The organism is Corynebacterium diphtheriae (assembly GCF_001457455.1).
In the GTDB taxonomy this organism is placed as follows: Bacteria; Actinomycetota; Actinomycetes; order Mycobacteriales; family Mycobacteriaceae; genus Corynebacterium; species Corynebacterium diphtheriae.
Window position 1 is genome coordinate 1,466,263 of sequence record NZ_LN831026.1, and the last position, 19,160, is coordinate 1,485,422.

Annotated in this window: 18 protein-coding genes; 3 read left to right on the plus strand and 15 right to left on the minus strand. The window is 49.3% G+C overall.

The window, feature by feature from the left end:
- Positions 1-39: 39 nt before the first annotated feature.
- Together AT687_RS07105 and AT687_RS07110 are read left to right on the plus strand one after the other, a co-directional pair.
- On the plus strand, positions 40-732 hold the full coding sequence (locus tag AT687_RS07105; RefSeq protein WP_003851880.1) for an energy-coupling factor ABC transporter ATP-binding protein: 693 nt from the start codon (positions 40-42) through the stop codon (positions 730-732).
- On the plus strand, positions 729-1,343 hold the full coding sequence (locus tag AT687_RS07110) for an energy-coupling factor transporter transmembrane component T family protein (RefSeq protein ID WP_003851882.1): 615 nt from the start codon (positions 729-731) through the stop codon (positions 1,341-1,343). The genes AT687_RS07105 and AT687_RS07110 overlap by 4 nt, the downstream gene beginning before the upstream one ends.
- Positions 1,344-1,398: 55 nt before the next feature.
- Here AT687_RS07110 and AT687_RS07115 read toward each other — a convergent pair whose 3' ends face one another.
- The 4 genes from AT687_RS07115 to pgsA form a co-directional block, all read right to left on the minus strand.
- Positions 1,399-2,238 carry a PspA/IM30 family protein gene (locus AT687_RS07115; protein WP_014310519.1) on the minus strand — a complete coding sequence of 280 codons (840 nt, stop codon included), beginning with the start codon at positions 2,236-2,238 and terminating at the stop codon, positions 1,399-1,401.
- Positions 2,239-2,368: 130 nt separating this feature from the next.
- Complete coding sequence (locus AT687_RS07120; RefSeq protein WP_003851888.1) at positions 2,369-2,698, minus strand: helix-turn-helix domain-containing protein; 330 nt, start codon at positions 2,696-2,698, stop codon at positions 2,369-2,371.
- Positions 2,699-2,778: 80 nt separating this feature from the next.
- On the minus strand, positions 2,779-3,321 hold the full coding sequence (locus AT687_RS07125; protein WP_014319142.1) for a CinA family protein: 543 nt from the start codon (positions 3,319-3,321) through the stop codon (positions 2,779-2,781).
- Entirely contained in the window at positions 3,314-3,904 is a 591-nt protein-coding gene (gene pgsA, locus AT687_RS07130; RefSeq protein ID WP_010935077.1) for a CDP-diacylglycerol--glycerol-3-phosphate 3-phosphatidyltransferase, read from the minus strand. The genes AT687_RS07125 and pgsA overlap by 8 nt, the downstream gene beginning before the upstream one ends.
- Before the next feature lie 95 nt (positions 3,905-3,999).
- Here pgsA and AT687_RS07135 point away from each other — a divergent pair, with 95 nt between their 5' ends.
- Positions 4,000-4,293, plus strand: a complete 294-nt coding sequence (locus tag AT687_RS07135) for a YciI family protein (protein WP_014303535.1) — start codon at positions 4,000-4,002, stop codon at positions 4,291-4,293.
- 82 nt (positions 4,294-4,375) lie between these two features.
- Here AT687_RS07135 and AT687_RS07140 read toward each other — a convergent pair whose 3' ends face one another.
- From AT687_RS07140 to AT687_RS07190, 11 genes are all read right to left on the minus strand, one after another.
- Positions 4,376-5,383: a TerC family protein gene (locus AT687_RS07140; protein ID WP_014303536.1), complete on the minus strand. Its 1,008-nt coding sequence runs from the start codon at positions 5,381-5,383 to the stop codon at positions 4,376-4,378.
- Positions 5,384-5,663: 280 nt separating this feature from the next.
- Positions 5,664-8,717 carry an FtsK/SpoIIIE family DNA translocase gene (locus AT687_RS07145; RefSeq protein WP_014310521.1) on the minus strand — a complete coding sequence of 1,018 codons (3,054 nt, stop codon included), beginning with the start codon at positions 8,715-8,717 and terminating at the stop codon, positions 5,664-5,666.
- A 75-nt stretch (positions 8,718-8,792) separates the two neighbouring features.
- Positions 8,793-9,458: a TIGR03085 family metal-binding protein gene (locus AT687_RS07150; protein WP_021335090.1), complete on the minus strand. Its 666-nt coding sequence runs from the start codon at positions 9,456-9,458 to the stop codon at positions 8,793-8,795.
- 85 nt (positions 9,459-9,543) lie between these two features.
- Complete coding sequence (locus tag AT687_RS07155; RefSeq protein ID WP_014319143.1) at positions 9,544-11,598, minus strand: ribonuclease J; 2,055 nt, start codon at positions 11,596-11,598, stop codon at positions 9,544-9,546.
- A gap of 2 nt (positions 11,599-11,600) precedes the next feature.
- Positions 11,601-12,506, minus strand: coding sequence for a 4-hydroxy-tetrahydrodipicolinate synthase (gene dapA, locus AT687_RS07160; RefSeq protein ID WP_014319144.1), 906 nt, complete (start codon positions 12,504-12,506; stop codon positions 11,601-11,603).
- An 81-nt stretch (positions 12,507-12,587) separates the two neighbouring features.
- Positions 12,588-13,346 (minus strand): FAD-dependent thymidylate synthase, encoded by a 759-nt coding sequence (gene thyX, locus AT687_RS07165; protein WP_003851903.1) that lies wholly within the window; start codon positions 13,344-13,346, stop codon positions 12,588-12,590.
- Positions 13,346-14,092, minus strand: a complete 747-nt coding sequence (gene dapB, locus AT687_RS07170; protein WP_014310524.1) for a 4-hydroxy-tetrahydrodipicolinate reductase — start codon at positions 14,090-14,092, stop codon at positions 13,346-13,348. The genes thyX and dapB overlap by 1 nt, the downstream gene beginning before the upstream one ends.
- Positions 14,093-14,271: 179 nt before the next feature.
- On the minus strand, positions 14,272-16,539 hold the full coding sequence (locus AT687_RS07175; RefSeq protein WP_003851907.1) for a polyribonucleotide nucleotidyltransferase: 2,268 nt from the start codon (positions 16,537-16,539) through the stop codon (positions 14,272-14,274).
- 191 nt (positions 16,540-16,730) lie between these two features.
- Entirely contained in the window at positions 16,731-17,000 is a 270-nt protein-coding gene (gene rpsO / locus AT687_RS07180) for a 30S ribosomal protein S15 (protein ID WP_003851911.1), read from the minus strand.
- 171 nt (positions 17,001-17,171) lie between these two features.
- Positions 17,172-18,131 carry a nucleoside hydrolase gene (locus AT687_RS07185; protein ID WP_003851913.1) on the minus strand — a complete coding sequence of 320 codons (960 nt, stop codon included), beginning with the start codon at positions 18,129-18,131 and terminating at the stop codon, positions 17,172-17,174.
- A gap of 37 nt (positions 18,132-18,168) precedes the next feature.
- Positions 18,169-19,140 (minus strand): bifunctional riboflavin kinase/FAD synthetase, encoded by a 972-nt coding sequence (locus AT687_RS07190; protein ID WP_014307014.1) that lies wholly within the window; start codon positions 19,138-19,140, stop codon positions 18,169-18,171.
- Positions 19,141-19,160 lie beyond the last annotated feature (20 nt).

Consider the following 19,160-nt stretch of genomic DNA (forward strand, 5'->3'; position numbering starts at 1 on the left):
ACCGCTGCTTTATTCATTACTGCATTCATAGAAAATACTATGCCTACAATTTCTTTTCAGGATGTCACGGTCCGCTTTGATGACAAGTGCATTCTTAACAATATTTCGCTTACCCTTAGTGAGCAACGAATTGGCATCATTGGTGCCAATGGAAGCGGAAAATCTTCACTCGTACGTTTAATCAACGGGTTAGGCCAACCGTCGAGCGGCACTGTAACCGTCGACGACATGTGTGTCGCCAAAGATGGGAAAAACATCCGACGAGTTGTTGGATTCGTGTTTTCTGACGCCGAAAACCAAATCGTCATGCCTACTGTCAAAGATGACATTGCTTTTTCGTTACGTCGACTTAAACTCAGTAAAACCGAACGTGAACAGCGAGTCAATGACATGCTGGTACGTTTTAATCTCGAAGATCATGCTGAACAATCGCCGCATCTTCTTTCTGGTGGTCAAAAACAATTACTAGCCCTAGCTGCAGTATTAGTAATTCAACCAAATGTCATTATTGCGGACGAACCGACAACGCTTTTGGATATGCGCAATCGTGAACGCATCAGGAAAGAATTTGCACAATTACAGCAACAACTGATTGTTGTGACACATGATTTAGATTTCCTTGCCGACTTTGATCGCGTGATTTGCATCAATGATGGTGCCATCGTGGCTGATGGAACTCCGTCTAAGGTTATTCATCACTACAAGGCCTTAATGAAGGCGAATCCCCTATGATCCAATCCATACCTTTAGGCACATATGTTCCTGGAGAATCAGTTGTCCACAAAACGCCGCCACTGGTTAAACTCGGCATTCTGATTGTCTTTATCGTTGTCTCGACTATATGGGGAACCACTCCCCTTCGAGCACTAAGTTCCTGTGTTGTGGCAGTCTCGCTTTACTTCGTGGCGAAAATCCCTTTGCCCGTGGCATGGTCACAATTGTGGCTTCCCTTGCCAGTTTTACTAACTCTGGGCGCATTTCAATGGTGGCAACGTGGAGCGTTCTATTCATCAAGTTTAGTGCTTACTATCTACGCAGGTTTAATAGCTGCGGTGCTCGTCACGCTCACGTCGACACTTGCATCCATGATGGATGCGCTTGAAACTGCACTCCAGCCCCTGAAAAAATATGGCTTCCCAGTAGAATCAGTAGTCTTGGCCTTTTCGCTCACGCTCCGGCTTCTGCCTCTAATGCTCAACACCGTTAATGAGGTCCTTGATGCCCGAAAGGCACGTGGTGTTGCGTTCTCACTGACGGCTCTCGGTACCCCTGTGATGATTCGTTCCATTAATCGAGCTCGATCGATTGCGGATGCTCTAATGGCACGCGGAGCTGGGGACTAAAAAAGATAGTGCGGACCCACAAGAGTGTGGATCCGCACTATCTATCTATAAAGCTCTAAGCTTCTCCGCGAAGCTCACGCATTTTCCGCGCTACCGCATCATCAGCAGCACTTGGCGTAGCCTGTTGTGCAGATTCAATCGACTGTTGCGTGGCGGAATTCCCGGCACCTAGTTGACCACCAGACATCTCAGCACGAATTTGTTCTAGGCGAGAATGACCCGCGAGTTGAATTCCCGCTTGTTCCACTTCTGCCATTCGTCCCTGAACAGAGTTTTGAGCTAGTTCAGCAGTGCCCAAGGCATTTGCGTATCGACGTTCGATCTTCTCACGAACCTGATCAAGATTAGGGGTGTCACGGTTGGAAATCGAATTCATAGACTGAATAGACTCTGCGACCTTTTCCTGCATCTTTGCCTGCTCGAGCTGGCTCAGAAGTTTAGTACGCTCGACCACCTTTTGCTGCAAAACCATAGCATTACGCTCTACAGCCTTTTTCGCTGCGTCAGCCTGCTGGAGCGCTTGATCATGAAGCTGTTTGGTATCTTCTACGCCTTGTTCAGCAGTAACGAGCTGAGCCGCAAACGCTTCTGCAGCATTTTCATACTCAGTTGCCTTCTGAATGTTTCCCTCTGCACGAGCTTTGTCAGCCAACTGGATTGCCTGACGGGTATTTCCTTGGAGTTTTTCAATTTCCGCGAGACGGCGGTTGAGCTGCATCTCCAACTGACGCTGGTTACCGATCACAGCTGCAGCTTGCTGAGACAACTCTTGATGTTGCCTCTGGGCGTCTTCGATAGCCTGTTGAATCTGTACCTTTGGATCAGCGTTCTCTTCAATTTTCGAATCAAACAAAGCCATGAGGTATTTCCATGCTTTAGAAAATGGATTCGCCATCGACGTATCGCCCTTTCATTATGTATTCGCTGCACATATTGAAGACTGCAGCACATCAATTAGTGATGAAACTTTTTATAAATCTTGTGAAAACCACGCAAAGCTATAGTAGCGCAGTGGGTAACAGCCACTAAGACACTCTAACTAGATCGGCTTCAGCTGAGCGCATTGCCATGGTGCCAGCAGCTTCAATGAGGACATCAGAAACTGAGGTGCCAAGCGCATGACATACAGAGGCAAGGAGTTCCGAAGAAACCTCTTTACGCCCACGTTCTAACTCCGACAGATAGCCAGGAGACACACGTGAAGTTTCTGCCAGTTCACGAAGTGTAATCCCTTTGTCTGCTCTAAAAGCACGCAGAGCAGCACCTAGAGCCTCACGAAGCAAGGGTTCCGGTAAAGATCCGGTTGTTTCGTTCCCTGTCACAGGCTTGTCAAGTACCGCAGTGTATTTCATCATCAAATAGTCAAACGCCGATCGTGTCTAGTTTGTTCCCAACATTAATCAATGTACACATCATGCCACGGAATCATTGAGTCTTATAAGCTCAATTTTCCTTCGTGTACTCGAGTCGTTAACAGATCTGTTATCCACATCGCAGCGGCCCGCACAGCTGCCAATCGAATCGTTTGACGGTCACCAGCAACGACTTGTCTAGGACCACATAAAATATCAGCAACCAATTTTGATTTCACTGTTCCGTTAGGCAGCGCAACTCCAATCCACCCGGTTCCTACAGGTTGTCCGCATTGTGTAGCTGGTCCAGCTACACCTGTTAAAGAAACAGCCCATTGCGATTGAAATTGTCGCTTAGCTCCGATCGCCATAGCTTCAGCGCATTGCCAAGAGACCGGACCATGTTCCTCTACAGTAGCGACGGGTACACCTGCTACTGAGACTTTCGAATCTGTAGCATAGGTAATCAATCCACCTCGCAGTACTTGACTGCTTCCCGGTAAATTGGCGATAGTTGCCGCCATAAGCCCAGCAGTAAGCGATTCGCACGTAGAGATCGTGCAATTCTGCTGTTTTAATTTATCGACCATACGGGTGACAGCAGCTTGGGTGGCGTCGTCAAGCATTTTTTAGCTTCTTAGCATCGATTAGATATTGAACTCCCGTTACGACAGTCACCACAACCGCACACAGCATTACAAAGAACTGAATCGGCTGCACCGCATCAGGCAACGGCAAGAGATAGAGTGCCACGGCAAAAGCCTGCAAAGTGGTCTTAATTTTACCCCCCTTACTTGCCGGCACCACGTTGCCTTTCTTGAGCTCAAAGAAACGCCACAAAGTAATACCGAGCTCACGTACGACGATGACAATCGTTATCCACCACGGTACTAAACCGATGATATTGAGAGTTACTAAAGCGGTAATCATCAGGGCTTTATCGGCAATCGGATCCGCAATTTTCCCAAAATTTGTGACTAGATTTTTGGCGCGTGCTATATCTCCATCAAGTTTGTCAGTGATCATCAACGCCACAAAGGTTCCAAAAGCCCACCATAACCATCGCGTGATGTGACCATCACTTTGAAGAACAAACCATGCAAACAACGGAATCACAATGATTCTCAAACTCGTTAGCACATTAGGAACGTTCCAATTAGATGGTGTGCTGTGCTCTGACGTATTTTCGCGCTCCTGTTTCACACTCACTCACACTACCCTCAAAACAAAATCTTATGTACTACCACACATCGTCTTCGGAGTACTCTCCCCCTTTTTCTTCTCTGCCTACTACCATGTTCGCTATGACCACATATGCATTTCTCTACGAATACGACCCCAGTAGCCCCAAAATTGCGGAGCATCGTCCACGCCACCGCGAATTTTGTGCCGAATTAAAAAACGACGGTGTTCTTATTGGTTCTGGACCATTTATCGATGGCAATGGTGGAGCACTGCTCGTCATCTCTTTGCCAGAATCTGCAACTATCGACGACGCCCAGGCACTCATGGACAAAGACCCCTTCTACTCCGAAGGGGCTATCTCAAAGCGAACGGTTCATACATGGAATCCAGTGTTAAACGTTTTTGGTGCCTAAAATTTCAATCGAAATAGTTGAAGCCGTTGATCTGCCTGCTCCAGACAGCGGTCAACGGCTTCAACTGTCAAGCGAGTAGTACTTATCGAACAACACCTTGAGTATCATCACGCTTCGACTTAATGATTGAGGCAACAATCGTGATCGCCAAAATGCCTACAATCACAACAAGCGACCAGTGTGTGGCAATTTCTGGAACAGCAATGGGCTCTCCACCATTGACGAATGGAAGCTTATTTTCATGCATTGCATGTAACAACAACTTGGCACCGATGAAAGCCAGAATAAGTCCGAGGCCATAAGCCAGATAGACAAGACGATCTAATAGCCCATCCAGCAAGAAATACATTTGGCGCAATCCCAAGAGCGCAAAAGCGTTAGTAGTAAACACAACGTATGGCTCTTGAGTAATACCGTAAATTGCGGGAATCGAGTCGAATGCAAACATCAAGTCGATCATGCCAATCGCAACGAGGGCGATAAACAACGGCGTTAATGCAAACTTACCCTTTTGATGAATGTAGAGATGATCCTTCTCATAATTCGGGGTAACATGCACGACTTTGCGCAACCATTTGATAATTCGCATGTCACTTGGATCAGTCTCCGGCTTATCGGTTACCTCGTCCCAAATAAGCTTCAGTGCGGTGTAAAGCAAGAAGATGCCGAAAAGATAAAACACATCCGACCATGCTTGGATGACAGCGGCTCCGAGCAGAATAAACACAAGCCTAAAGACCAAGGCCAAAGCAATGCCAATCAACAGTACTTTCTGCTGATACTGTCGCGGAATTTTAAATGCGCCCATGATGAGCGCAAAAACAAAGAGGTTATCAACACTCAGAGCCTTTTCGGTTACATAACCGGTGAAAAACTCGATTCCGTGTTGATGAGGGTTGCCAGGTTCTCCCCACGTCAGCCACAAAAACACGCCGAACGCACAAGCGAGCACGACATAAAATACAGACCACAGTGCTGATTCTTTAAGCGTTGGTTCGTGTGGGGTACGTACATGAGAAAAGAAATCAAATACGAAAAAACCTGCAATCACCGCAATGGTGATCACCCATGTCACAGCATTTACTTCCATATAAAAGACACCTCCGGTCTCAATCGTTGAGCAGATGAACCGGAGGTCTCCCCCGCTCACTCTGATCCGGCCTGCTTGAGCAAATAACCTAAAATCAAAGTAAACCGACATGACCGGGATCGTACGAGAATTCTCGCATGGTAACCGTGTTGACGATCAATGCCGTGGGTGGGGTACTCCCCTCCAACTACAGTCCGACAGTGTAGCCGATCACATCATCCCACCGCACCTAGGGAATCATCAGTGCATGTCATCGCAGCACTACAGTTAAAAATCCGACTTAAAAAGCATTACTTGAAGGGTTATACGCAGCACGTTCGCCATGCGATGGATCCGAAGCATCAGAAACTCCTGAGTCTGCTGATTGCCAATCATCCTCCTTTGGAGCATCTTCTGGCTTAGCACCTTTAATCATCCACAGAGTTGTCTCTAACTCTTCAGGTTTGACCAAGACCTCGCGGGCTTTTGACCCCTCGGATGGTCCCACAATGCCACGTGTTTCCATCAAATCCATAAGGCGACCGGCTTTGGCGAAGCCAATACGCAATTTACGTTGCAACATCGAAGTTGACCCTAATTGCGCAGTAACAACCAATTCCACTGCCTGCAATAGATCTTCTAGATCGTTGCCAATATCGGCATCAATATCTTTTTTAGCTTCAGCGGCTTTATCTTCGGTTACACCTTCGGTGTAGTTTGGCTCGCCTTGAGCCTTTGCAGCATCCACGACTGCTTGGATTTCTTCATCAGTTACAAACGCACCCTGGATACGCTGTGGACGTCCGCCCTGCGGGATAAACAAACCATCACCCATACCGATCAGCTTTTCAGCACCAGCCTGGTCCAGGATCACTCTAGAGTCAGTCAAAGAGGACGTCGCGAAGGCGAGTCGCGACGGAACGTTGGTCTTAATCAAGCCCGTAACGACGTCAACTGAAGGACGCTGGGTAGCTAGGACCAAGTGGATACCTGCAGCACGTGCTTTTTGCGTAATGCGAACAATGGAATCCTCGATCTCCTTAGGTGCGGTCATCATCAAGTCGGCAAGCTCGTCGACCACGCAGACGATATAAGGATAAGGATGGTATTCCCGCTGAGATCCCAAAGGTGCTTGGATTTCGCCTGACTTAACTTTTCGATTGAAGTCTTTAATATGGCGCACGCGCGTGGACTTCATGTCCATGTAGCGCTGCTCCATTTCTTCGACCAACCACTGAAGCGCTGCGGCCGCTTTCTTTGGCTGAGTGATAATTGGCGTAATCAGATGTGGAATTCCCTCATAGGGTGTCAATTCCACCATCTTTGGATCCACTAGGATGAGACGAACGTCTTCCGGTGTGGCCCTAGTAAGAAGTGACACCAGCAAGGAGTTAACAAATGCAGATTTACCCGAACCAGTAGAACCTGCAACCAATAAGTGAGGCATCTTCTGCACTGAATGTGCTACGAAGTCGCCTTCAATATCTTTACCAAGTCCAATCAACATCGGATCATGATCCGAATGCACGTTCTCCGAATTTAGAACATCACCCAAGCGGACCATTTCGCGATCTGTGTTGGGGACTTCGATTCCCACCGCTGACTTACCAGGGATAGGTGTCAAAAGTCGAACGTTGTCAGTTGCAACTGCGTAAGCCAAGTTCGACTGCAAATTCGTGATCTTTGAAACCTTAACACCAGGTCCCAGCTCCACTTCATATCGTGTCACTGTTGGACCACGAGAGAAACCGGTGACATGGGCATCAACTTTAAACTCAGCAAACACATCAGAAATAGCTTCGATCATCCGATCATTCGCCTCTGAATGGGTCTTTGCTTCTTTTCCAGGAATTAATAGCTGTGTACTTGGCACAGCATAATGCGATTCCGGTGCCTCATATGGTTGAGCCGGAGTAGAAGGAGCCGGCGCTGCACTCACGTTGTGGGCTTCTCGGGCCTTAACAGCATCTTGAACGGCTTTTCGCCCAGCCGCAACCACATCTGCTGCAGCTTCCACATCAGTAACTGGGGTCTGTGGAAGGCTCATCGGCGGAGCGCTCGGCTTTCGCGGAACTACAACAGTAGGCTCATCTACTGCAGGGAATTCGTCGGTCTCAGATACATCTCGCGCAGCACGCTGAGTTTCAACAGAACTCTTTTGTGGCTGCGCTGTGCCGGGGGCGTCGAAAAGCGGGCGAGAATCCACGTCTTCGTCGACGTCGTCGACAAGCGGCGCACTCATTCGTCTCCGCTCTGGAGCCGGGCGGGGTTTTTCGCGCCGTGGCTGTGGACGATGCAGTTTTTCTCCACGGCTTCGAGCCTCGATCTCTGCGTCGGCATCGGCATAAAGTGGATCGTCTTCGTCCTCTGAGTCGTCACGAAGACCTTGTACGGTGTTTTGAATAGCTTCAAAAAGCTCTTTCACCGTGACGTTATTAATGCGCAGCGCACCATAAATAATCACGAGCACCAAAAGCGGAATAGCAAGATAAACAGAAAATCCGCGAGCGATCATTCCACCCGAATAGGCACCTACAATTCCTCCCGCATGCGTACGCCCCTGCCAGTCCGCAGGGTCGCCCGCAAACAAGTGAATGAGGCCAAGCATGGAAATGACGATCACGCTTGTCCCTAATACCAGTCGTGGCTGATGATCAGGCTCGGGCAACTTGCCCAGCATCAAGGCAATGGCTATCGCGACAAGCGCCAAAGGCAGAATTAATGCCCCCGCCCCAATGACGAAGTGAACGCCTGCTGCAATCGCAGCACCAATTGGGCCCGCGATATCAAACCACACCGAGGCTCCCACGATGAATGCCAATGCAATAAGGATTAAACCAATACTATCGACGGATTCATCACTAAGCGCTAACGTAAAACGCCCTAAGCCGGCTTCTTCATCAAAATCATCGTGCTGATCTTCGATGTCGTCATCAAAGAGATTTTTTTTAGTCTTCGTCATTCTTGACGGTTTTCTTTTCCTATTTGTGGCAACAGTTTCTTCAGAAGAGAACGCATCGTCCACGGCGTCGAATTCTTCATCGTCGTGTTCCCTATGCAGCGTCCGAGCCACCGCACGCGTTACCGACCCCACGCCATGTGCAGTAGCAGAAACTAAAGTGCCGAGGCCGGAGCCGACAGCACGAAAGGCACTGCCCGTACGTTCTTCAGACGTTTCCGATGCACGTCGAGCCGAACTAGTTGGATAACTCACTGCCGAAGTAGTTTTTCGACTGTGCCCAGCGGGACCACTACCAGAACCTCTACGCGATTTCGAGCTCGGTGAACTACCGCTCGTACGCGGTCGCTTATTCGAGGAGGTCCCCGAGGAAGAGGAATTGCTTCTGGCAGTCATGGTCTCCAGCTTAGACGGTTAAGTCACATTCATCACATTCACAACACTAAACTGCAAAAGATTTTTGAATCTATGCTATAGACTTGACTTTTTAAGTAAGTGTGTGGGTCCATCAACGAACAGATCCACTTGGTTACGGCCTAAAATCCACAAAACCACTTCCCCGATATCCCCACGGACATGAACCACACAATCCCCTCGCGTCGACACAACTCCTGTGTCAGCAACGACCAAACGCGGGAATCCTATCGGTTCAATGACCACCGGACAGGCAGAACGGCGCAGCAAGAGTGGGGCAACCCATCGCATAGCGTCATAAAGTTCTGCTGAATGCCGCTCGGATAAGACACGCGGCTTTGCGTTACAGGGCAATAGATCTAGATTTTGCCACTGCCCTACCGTGGTTTCGCCACGGCGCACGTCCTCATGGTGCACAAAGTGCTCGATCCGATTAGCGACCGAATCAAGGTATCTTCCTAGGTATCCCCATTTCGGCCCCTTCATCCATTGCGCAACTACATGCTCAAAGGGTTGCTGAGTTATTTTTCCCATCGCATCGGCAACAATACGGTTCCCACCTGGAAGGAACATTCCGGCGGCAATCCAAGGACGACTTTCTCGTATAAGGAGGTGCGCTGCCAATTCTTGAGTATTCCAATCATCACACAGTGTTGGAAAATTTGGCCCTTTTTCTAAAAGTAAAGTAGCCAATTGGGCGCGTTCGCTAGTTGCTAGGTTCATTTGATCCATTGTAGAGATAAAAAATCCCCCAAAAGTTGCCTTTAGCAAAGCGACAACCTCCGAGGGATTAATCAGTAACTAGGAACTACTGACTTTCGCGGCTCGCACGCACATCAGCGTCATCGATATCGATGGTCGCTGATGTAGTCGGGATGACCGTTGGCATAATCATTGGCTTACGACGCCACTTCTGCTCGACGAATCGTGAAACACGACGGCGCAACTGCTGAACCATACGATATGGATCATTTTCGCCTTCTGCAGCCAGATCGTTCATCGTCTTTTCAACCAGCTCAGTTACCTCTGGCATCATCGCTACTGCGTCTTCAGAGAATCCCTTGGCTTGGACTGTCGGACGTTCAAGCAATCGAGCAGTACGCGAATCAATAACTGCGGTAATAGCGATCAAGCCGCCTTCACCCAAGGAAGTACGTTCTTCCAAAACTTCAGCATCAATATCGCCCATGGTCACACCATCAACATATAGGTGTCCAACCTGCATCTGACCAACAACACGAGCACGACCATCAACAAGGTCAACTACAACACCGTTTTGAGCTAATACAACTCGGTCTGCTTCTACACCGGTGGAAATAGCCAGTTCCTTGTTAGCCCGCAGGTGTCGCCATTCGCCGTGAACCGGCATGACGTTCTTAGGACGAGCAGCGTTGTATAGGAACAACAGCTCTCCGGCGAATCCGTGTCCCGAGGTGTGGACCTTGGCATCACGGCCAGTTACCACAGTCGCACCAATCTGGGACAGCATATTCATTACACCGAAAACTGCTTCTTCGTTACCTGGAACCAATGAAGACGACAGAATGATCAAATCACCATCGCGAACAGTGATTTGTCGATGCTCACGACGTGCCATACGCGACAAAGCTGCCATAGGTTCGCCTTGGGTACCAGTTGTGATCAGTACAACCTTGTGCGGCGCCATCTTGGCTGCATCATCCATGCTGACAATGGTGCCGCGAGGTGCTTTCAAATAGCCCATCTTCTCGGCGATTTCCATGTTTCGAATCATGGAGCGTCCATTGAACGCTACCTTACGACCCGCAGCAACAGCCGCATCAACGGCTGCCTGAACGCGATAGACGTTTGATGCGAATGACGCCAAGATAACACGTTGCTTTGCATCACTGATCAGGCGCTTCAAAGTTGGAGCGACGTCTGCTTCAGAACCGGAGAATCCCGGAACAGTTGCATTGGTTGACTCACAAAGAAGCAAATCCACTCCCTCATCACCGAAGCGAGAAAGTGTAGGCAAGTCGGTTGGGCGACCATCTGGTGGGGTCTGATCAAGCTTCACGTCGCCAGTATGAATAACCAATCCGGCACCAGTCTTAATAGCAACGCCGAGGCAATCAGGAATCGAGTGGTTGACTGCCCAGAAGCGAATGTTGAACGGACCGCGGTTGATATCCGATTTCTCGTTCACTTCAATGAGCTTCGGACGCTGACGATGCTCACGGCACTTTGCAGCAATCAATGCCATAGTGAACTTGGAAGCCAAAATCGGCATATCCGGACGCATCTTAAGCAACCATGGAATTGCACCGATGTGGTCTTCGTGACCGTGAGTAATCACCAAAGCATCAACTTTGTCGAGCTTATTCTCGATCGGTCCAAAGTCCGGAAGAATTAGGTCCACTCCCGGCTCACCCGATGACGGGAACAAAACGCCACAGTCAACGATCAACAAACGATTGTTGTACTCGAAGACGGTCATGTTACGACCAATCTCAGAAATACCACCCAAGGCATAAATGCGCAGACCATTCTTCGGAGCCTTAGGTGGCTCAGGCAGCCTCTGCGTAAGATCTGCACCCTGCATCGATTTCACAGGGGTGCGTCGTCCTCTATTGTTGGACTGGTTGTTCTTCGATTGTGAAGAACGATTAGAAGAACCATTTCCGCGACGATTACGACCACCGCGCTGAGCGTTGCGTCCGCGGTTGTTTCGTGAAGACTCCGCAGAAGAATCTTTTTCAGCCTTTTCGGAGTTCTTTACGGCAGAATCTGCCGGCTCAGCCGTCGCAGTAGAATCAGGTGCTTGGAAAACTGGCGTCTCCGCAGCTTCCGGAGGTCCAGCTTTACGGGTAACCTTGCGCGCACGGCTACGAGGTTCAGTCATATTTACAATACTCCAGTTTTATTCATATCACGGCGAAGATCCTCAATCTCGGACTCACTAGGAGCCACAATAGGAAGACGGGGATCTCCAACCTCAATTCCTTGCAAACGCAAACCTGCTTTTGCCAAAGAAACGCCACCCAAACGAGCTTGAGCAGCAACTAATGGTGTTAGTTGGGCATTAATCTCTCGAGCTTTCTCAAGATTGCCCTGATTAAAGTTTGTGTACATCTCTCGCAGTAACTGTGGTGCCAAGTGACCAATCACCGAAATAAAACCAGTTGCACCTACCGACAACCATGGCAGATTAAGCGGATCATCGCCCGAGTACCATGCCAGTCCAGTCTCTGCAATAAGCGTCGTGGCAGCTGTAATATCTCCTTTAGCATCCTTTACAGCTTTAATCGTTGGCAACGCAGCCAATCGACACAAGGTATCCGGTGCGATGGGTACCACAGAACGTGGAGGGATGTCATACGCACAAATCGGCAGGTCTGTCGCCTCCGAAACTGTGCGGAAATGCTGATAGATACCTTCTTGACTCGGCTTAGAGTAGTAAGGGGTAACAACCAGCAAAGCATCAGCTCCGGCCTCTGCTGAGGCCCGAGCCATCTCGACCGAAGCTGCGGTGTTATTGGTTCCAGCGCCGGCTATAAGCTTGGCGCTATCCCCTACCTCCGCTTTGACGGCCTTGAGCAGGTCGATTTTTTCTTCCAACGATGTAGTGGGTGACTCGCCCGTCGTGCCAGCGAGTACTAAGGAATCAATGCCATTGCTCACAAGGTGAGCTGCCAGCTTTTGACCAGCTTTTATGTCAAGAGCTCCATTAGCATCAAAAGGAGTTACCATCGCCACTGCGATAGTTCCAAACTCTTCGATTCCGTTGTTCGCTGTCAAACCTGTGCTCATGGTGGTCAAGGTTACCCGTTTATAGGCGATAAGTAATCATTATGTCGACATTTCACCGAAATATCGACATTTTCTCACGATTTAATAATCAGTTACGTATGGACTCGTCGCCATAATCGATCCATCTGAGAGCACTGAAGTTTCAAAATCGGAAAATACCGTCGGCGCTTTTTCTTTTAAGATCTCGAGGCATCGAACAGCAAGGCTTCGGATTTCAACATCGGCGTGTTCGGTTGCACGCATACCGATGAAGTGACGCCATGCTCGGAAATTTCCTGTCACCACGATGCGCGATTCTGTCGCATTGGGTAGTATCGACCGTGCAGCTTGACGAGCCTGTTTGCGTCGCAAGATCGCATTAGGTTCATCGGCTATTTTATTGTCTAATGCCGTCATCAGTTCGGAATAGGCAAACCGCGCCTCATCAACGGTGCTAAGAAAGAGTTCTCTGAGCTGTGGATCATTATCGATCAATGGTGGTATGACCACATGTGTTTCATCACTATGCACAAACCGTTGTGAAAGTTGAGAAAACGAGAAGTGCCGATGCCGAACAAGCTCGTGAGTAGCAGAGCGTGAAAGCCCTCGAATGTACACAGTTGCTGTCGGGTGTTCTAACAACGCCATATGCCCTACCTCCATAATGTGCCGGATATAGGCGTCATTAGCTGCAGTTCGAGGATTAGGCTTGTCAAAAGTTTCATAACAAGCCCGACCAGCAAATTCGACTAGTGCTTCAGAATCTGTTGCTGCGGAATCCACTTTCCAGTCGACCCCAGATGGCGTAGTAAAAGTACTACATGCCACCAGCTGAACATCAAGCAAAGACTGTTGTGCCATTAGATGTCCAAGTAGTGCTCAAGTCCGACCGTAAGACCGAGATGCTGAGCAACATTTCGCACTCCGACCAATACGCCTGGCACAAAAGAGGTTCGATCGTAGGAATCTTGGCGAATCGTTAGCGATTGACCAGGACCACCAAAAATTACTTCTTCATGAGCTACCATTCCGGTCATCCTTACCGCGTGGACTTTCACACCATTAACATCTGAACCGCGCGCACCGTCAAGAGATTGTTCGGTGGCATCAGGCTGTGTTGGCATTCCGGCTTCACGACGCGCCTGCGCAATACCTTCAGCTGTGTGAATAGCGGTGCCTGATGGCGCATCCAATTTATTAGGGTGATGGTATTCAACTACTTCTGCGGAATCGAAGAATCGAGCTGCTTGACGAGCAAAAGCCATAGTGAGAACAGCTGAAATAGCAAAATTCGGCGCAATAAGAACACCAGTGTTGCCCTTTTCTTCCGCCCATTTTTTGACGATTTCTAAACGCTCAGGAGTAAAACCTGTGGTTCCTACGACGCAATGAATTCCGTGTGAAATACAGAACTCTAGATTGTCCATGACGGAGTCAGGAGTTGTGAAATCGACGATAACTTCCGCTCCCGATTGCACAAGCGCATCAAGACTATCGCCGCGATCAACCTCAGCAACAAGTTCCAAATCATCAGCCGCCGTTACACCGGCGACAATTGCTTGTCCGACTCGGCCTTGGGCTCCTAATACGCCTACTTTGATCGCCATATTCTCCTCTTCCTATCCTTAAAATTATCGGTCGCCTCAGCATGAGCGCATGCATCACACACGAATGCATTCCAGTCTACAACGACACAGAAATACTCAAGCCCCTTGCCCAGCTTTCCTAGGGAATCCCTCTAGAAGCTGAGGCAAGGGGCTTGAGTATGGTTTAGATCACCGAGAATTTAGTCCTCGTTTTTCACTGGAGCCAAGGAAATCTTGCCGCGGTTGTCAATATCTAGGATTTCAACCTCGAGTTTATCTCCCACGTTGACTACATCTTCAACCTTTTCGATACGCTTGCCACCACCAAGCTTGGAGATGTGAACCAGTCCGTCGCGTCCTGGCAGCAAGGATACGAAAGCCCCAAATGCAGTGGTCTTTACGACAGTGCCGAGGAAACGCTCTCCGACCTTAGGCAGCTGTGGGTTAGCGATAGCGTTAATCTTTTCGATTGCAGCCTCTGCAGCAGCACCGCTGGCGGCCGAAACATAAACTGTGCCGTCTTCTTCAATAGAAATGCTAGCGCCAGTTTCTTCGGTAATAGAGTTAATGGTCTTGCCCTTTGGACCGATAACCTCACCGATCTTGTTCACTGGAACGGTAATCGCAGTAATACGTGGCGCGTAGTCGCTCATCTCATCTGGAGTTTCGATTACTTCTGCCATCGTATCCAAAATGGTGTTACGCGCATCATTCGCTTGGGATAGTGCCTGAGCAAGCACCTCAGAAGGAATGCCATCAAGCTTTGTATCTAGCTGCAAAGCGGTAATGAACTGGCGAGTACCAGCAACCTTGAAGTCCATATCACCAAAGGCGTCTTCTGCACCCAAGATGTCAGTCAAAGCGACATAACGAGTCTCACCGTCTACTTCATCAGACACCAAGCCCATCGCAATACCAGCAACGGGAGCCTTCAACGGTACACCTGCGTTGTACAAAGACAAGGTGGACGCACATACAGAGCCCATCGAGGTAGAGCCGTTCGAACCCAAAGCCTCAGACACCTGTCGGATTGCATAAGGGAACTCTTCACGACTTGGGATCACAGGAACCAGTGCACGCTCAGCCAAAGCACCGTGGCCAATTTCGCGACGCTTAGGTGAGCCAACACGGCCAGTTTCACCAGTGGAATACGGTGGGAAGTTGTAGTGGTGGATATAACGCTTCGAAGTTGCCGGAGTCAATGAATCGATCTGCTGCTCCATCTTGAGCATATCGAGAGTGGTCACACCCAGAATCTGAGTCTCGCCACGCTCGAACAAGGACGACCCATGAGCGCGTGGGATGAGGTCAACTTCCACACCTAAATCACGAATATCGGTGACACCGCGACCGTCGATGCGGAAGTATTCCGTCAAGATCATATGACGGACAATCTTCTTCATTACAGCATTGTATGCTGCACGAATTGCCTTAGATGCAGCCGCCTCATCATCAGATCCGAGCTGAGCAATCAGATCTGCTTCGATTTCTTCCATGTAAGCATTGGTTGCCTCATCACGATCTTGCTTGGACTTGATCGTGAGCAACGAACGCAGTTTCTTAGAAACCTTCTTCTCCACTGCATCGTAAACAACGTCAGTGTATGGCGGGAAGAGTGGGAATTCTTGGGTTTCCTTGGCTGCACGCTCGGCCAATCCAGCCTGCGCACGGCAAAGAACCTCAATGAATGGTTTAGCAGCCTCAAGACCTTCTGCAACCACAGATTCTGTAGGAGCTGGGGCTCCAGCTTTAACTCGATCTACAACCTGCTCAGTAGCACCAGCCTCAACCATCATGATGGCAACATCATCAACGGTCTTTTTACCTTGCTTCTTCGAGACAATACGTCCTGCTACGACGAGCTCAAAGAGTGCTTGTTCATGCTGTTCATGAGTAGGGAAAGCAATCCACTGCCCCTTAGGGTGAGCATCGTCTGCGATCAGTGCCATTCGGACACCGCCAACAGGACCAGAAACCGGCAAACCAGACAACTGAGTTGCTGCAGAGGCACCGTTAATTGCCACGACATCGTACATGTCTTGCGGGTTTACGGAAAGAACAGTGATAACTACCTGAACCTCGTTGCGTAGCCCCTTAACAAAGGTGGGGCGCAGCGGGCGGTCGATCAAACGGCAAGCCAAGATTGCCTCGGTGGAAGGGCGGCCTTCACGACGGAAGAACGATCCTGGGATCCTACCAGCTGCGTACATACGCTCTTCAACGTCGACTGTCAGCGGGAAGAAATCGAATCCTTCACGTGGCTGATTAGATGCCGTGGTCGTTGCCAACAACATCGTGTCGTCGTCAAGATAGGTTGTAACTGATCCGTCTGCTTGGCGTGCCAACTGGCCGGTCTCAAAACGGATGGTGCGCTTTCCAAAATCACCGTTATCGATAGTTGCGATTGCCTCGGTGATTCCAAATTCCTCGTCAATGTTAAAGACGACGTTGGAAGGCTTTGTGCTCAAAGTGGGCTTCTCCTCTTAATTTTTCGTGCATGCGATCATCGGTGTCGCTTGCTTGCCGAAAATTCATTCTTCTTATGGCAACGATCAAACTCTAGCATGAACAAACTAAGAAAGCCGCCTAAAATCTCAGCACACTTGCTAAGACCTCAGGCGGCAAGGTTGTTAATACAACCAGATAACAGCAAAGCTGATTATCGACGCAGACCCAAACGTGCGATCAGGTCACGGTAACGATCAACGTTGTTGTCAGCCAAGTACTTCAGCAGACCCTTGCGGCGACCAACCAACAACAGCAGACCACGACGAGAGTGGTGATCGTGCTTGTGGAACTTCAGGTGCTCGGTCAGCTGGTTGATGCGTGCGGAAAGCAACGCAACCTGAGCCTCTGGAGAACCGGTGTCGGTCTCGTGAAGGCCGTACTCAGCCAAGATGGATTTCTTCTGCTCAGTGCTCAAAGCCATGAGTAAAACTCCTAGTTAATATTTCAGTCCACATAAAAATCAGTGCTCTAGCTACAAAATAATCATAAAAAGAACACGGAACCTCACTGCTGTGAACCGCAGTAAAAGAACCTCGAGCAGCTTAGCACATAGTGTGCCGCTGCCGTATCATTTTTCTAAATATCTATTTCATCATCGCACATTGCTACCTTGAGCAACCCGAGTAATTCGTTCCATGAATTCCTTGAGGAATCGATCGACGTCTACCCCAACAGCAACCTTGCAGTTCTTATGTGGATCGTTAAGGCGGACTTCGTCACCAATGGTACGTCCACGTGTGGGCCCCTCAGTGTCCACTTTGAGGTTAATAGGTACCAAGGTCACCAGCGATGGATCGATTGCGACACCCACAGCTAATGGATCGTGCAAACCACAGCCGCCAAGGTGAGGGGCTGTGGTGTCATATGCCTTGATGTAATAGTCCGTCGCATCAGCCAAGAAATTGCCAGCAGGTGTACCAAGCGCTCGCCACGTAGCGGTTTCCGCATACGTGAGAAGCGTTTGCAGAGTCACATCAAGGCCCACCATCGTAATATCTCCGGCATTGCGCACCATGATATCCGCAGCCTCAGGGTCTTGATTGACATTTGCTTCTGCCCACTGACTGACATTGCCAGGAACCGTAAGCGCACCACCCATAAATACGATCTGTGCATCCCTTGCAAAAGTCTCACTCTTTTTCATAGCTGCAGCTATGTTGGTCATTGCGCCAGTGGGAACAATGATGAGTTCATCTCCGTAACGCTCAACGGATTCAATCAAGAAATCGACCGCGCTGAGTTCCTGTACAACACCAACTGGTTCCGCAACCTCGGCCTCACCAATCCCATTTTTGCCATGGATGAATGCAGAGATTTCCAGAACTTCAAAGCCATCTTTCGCCAGCGCATGCGGTTCACCAGCAAAAACAGGAACGTCGCTACGCCCGAAAAGTTCAAGAAGAGCAAGATCGTTTCGTACGCCTGTTTCTACCAAGACGTTTCCATAAGTGGCGGTCACACCGATGAGATCAAGTTCAGGAGAACCTAACGTATAGGCCAATGCCAGAGCATCATCGATACCAGTGTCCAAATCAAGGATAATTTTTTTCATCTCGACGGTCCTTTAGCTGCGTTCGGAGGGGATGGATTTAGATATGCAATATGGCACGCGTTTGAGTTACATCATTTTCAATGGCAACAAGCAACTCATCAATGCCATCAAATTTGACCATCGGACGAATCCGATCAACGAACTCTACGACTATGGAATGCCCATAAAGATCGGCATGGCGGTCGAGTACAAATGACTCTACGCTGCGACGCTTATCGCCGAACGTAGGATTGTGTCCGACTGAAATTGCAGCCGGATACCGCACTCCACGCACCATGTCGCCATCAATGGGCGCCGAAGACGTGACAGTGAGCCAACCTGCATAGACACCGTCTTCTGGCAACGCGATACTATCAGGAAAATAAAGGTTGGCAGTTGGAAAACCGAGTTCTTTGCCGCCACGACCGGCTCCACGCACCACATCGCCGTGGACAGAGAATTCACGGCCAAGGCCCCAGTTCGCACGGCGAATATTCCCCTCCAGCAAATCCGATCGAATAGCGGTGGAGGACACTACATCACCATTTTCCGTCAGTAGATCCAGTACGTAGATCTCGACTCCGTACTTCTCCCCTAATGCTTTCAGAGTGTCTGTCGTACCTGCAGCTTTGTACCCGAAAGTAAAATTCTTTCCTACTACTACTGCTTGAGCATTGAGTTTGTCTTTGATCACAGAACAGAAAAATTCTTCAGGCGACAAGTGCGAGAGTTCCGCAGTGAAATTCATAGCGAACATGTGATCAACGCCTAAAGATTCTGCTAAATCTGCTCGCTGATTTACCGTTCCCAGCAATGGAGGCATCTTGTCAGGTCGCAGGACCGACAACGGATGCGGGTTAAACGTCACGAGCACACTAGGAACTCCCAATGCTTGTGCTCGATCAGTCGCTGCTGCTACAAGGGTTCGGTGACCACGGTGAACACCATCGAATACGCCAATGGTGATAACTGAGGCTTTCAAGTCTGCTGGAATATCTTCTAATCTGTGCCAAATGTCCACCTGATCCACTTTAAGCCATAGACTGTCAT

Bases quoted from the DNA above. Each gene is read 5' to 3' on its own strand.
- AT687_RS07120 (WP_003851888.1), bottom strand. From the start codon at position 2,698: ATGATGAAATACACTGCGGTACTTGACAAGCCTGTGACAGGGAACGAA.
- rpsO (WP_003851911.1), bottom strand. From the start codon at position 17,000: ATGGCTTTGAGCACTGAGCAGAAGAAATCCATCTTGGCTGAGTACGGC.
- AT687_RS07105 (WP_003851880.1), top strand. From the start codon at position 40: ATGCCTACAATTTCTTTTCAGGATGTCACGGTCCGCTTTGATGACAAG.
- AT687_RS07125 (WP_014319142.1), bottom strand. From the start codon at position 3,321: ATGCTTGACGACGCCACCCAAGCTGCTGTCACCCGTATGGTCGATAAA.
- AT687_RS07185 (WP_003851913.1), bottom strand. From the start codon at position 18,131: ATGAAAAAAATTATCCTTGATTTGGACACTGGTATCGATGATGCTCTG.
- dapB (WP_014310524.1), bottom strand. From the start codon at position 14,092: ATGGCGATCAAAGTAGGCGTATTAGGAGCCCAAGGCCGAGTCGGACAA.
- AT687_RS07140 (WP_014303536.1), bottom strand. From the start codon at position 5,383: ATGGAAGTAAATGCTGTGACATGGGTGATCACCATTGCGGTGATTGCA.
- AT687_RS07150 (WP_021335090.1), bottom strand. From the start codon at position 9,458: ATGAACCTAGCAACTAGCGAACGCGCCCAATTGGCTACTTTACTTTTA.
- AT687_RS07135 (WP_014303535.1), top strand. From the start codon at position 4,000: ATGACCACATATGCATTTCTCTACGAATACGACCCCAGTAGCCCCAAA.
- dapA (WP_014319144.1), bottom strand. From the start codon at position 12,506: ATGAGCACAGGTTTGACAGCGAACAACGGAATCGAAGAGTTTGGAACT.
- AT687_RS07145 (WP_014310521.1), bottom strand. From the start codon at position 8,717: ATGACTGCCAGAAGCAATTCCTCTTCCTCGGGGACCTCCTCGAATAAG.
- AT687_RS07155 (WP_014319143.1), bottom strand. From the start codon at position 11,598: ATGACTGAACCTCGTAGCCGTGCGCGCAAGGTTACCCGTAAAGCTGGA.
- AT687_RS07115 (WP_014310519.1), bottom strand. From the start codon at position 2,238: ATGGCGAATCCATTTTCTAAAGCATGGAAATACCTCATGGCTTTGTTT.
- thyX (WP_003851903.1), bottom strand. From the start codon at position 13,346: ATGGCACAACAGTCTTTGCTTGATGTTCAGCTGGTGGCATGTAGTACT.
- AT687_RS07110 (WP_003851882.1), top strand. From the start codon at position 729: ATGATCCAATCCATACCTTTAGGCACATATGTTCCTGGAGAATCAGTT.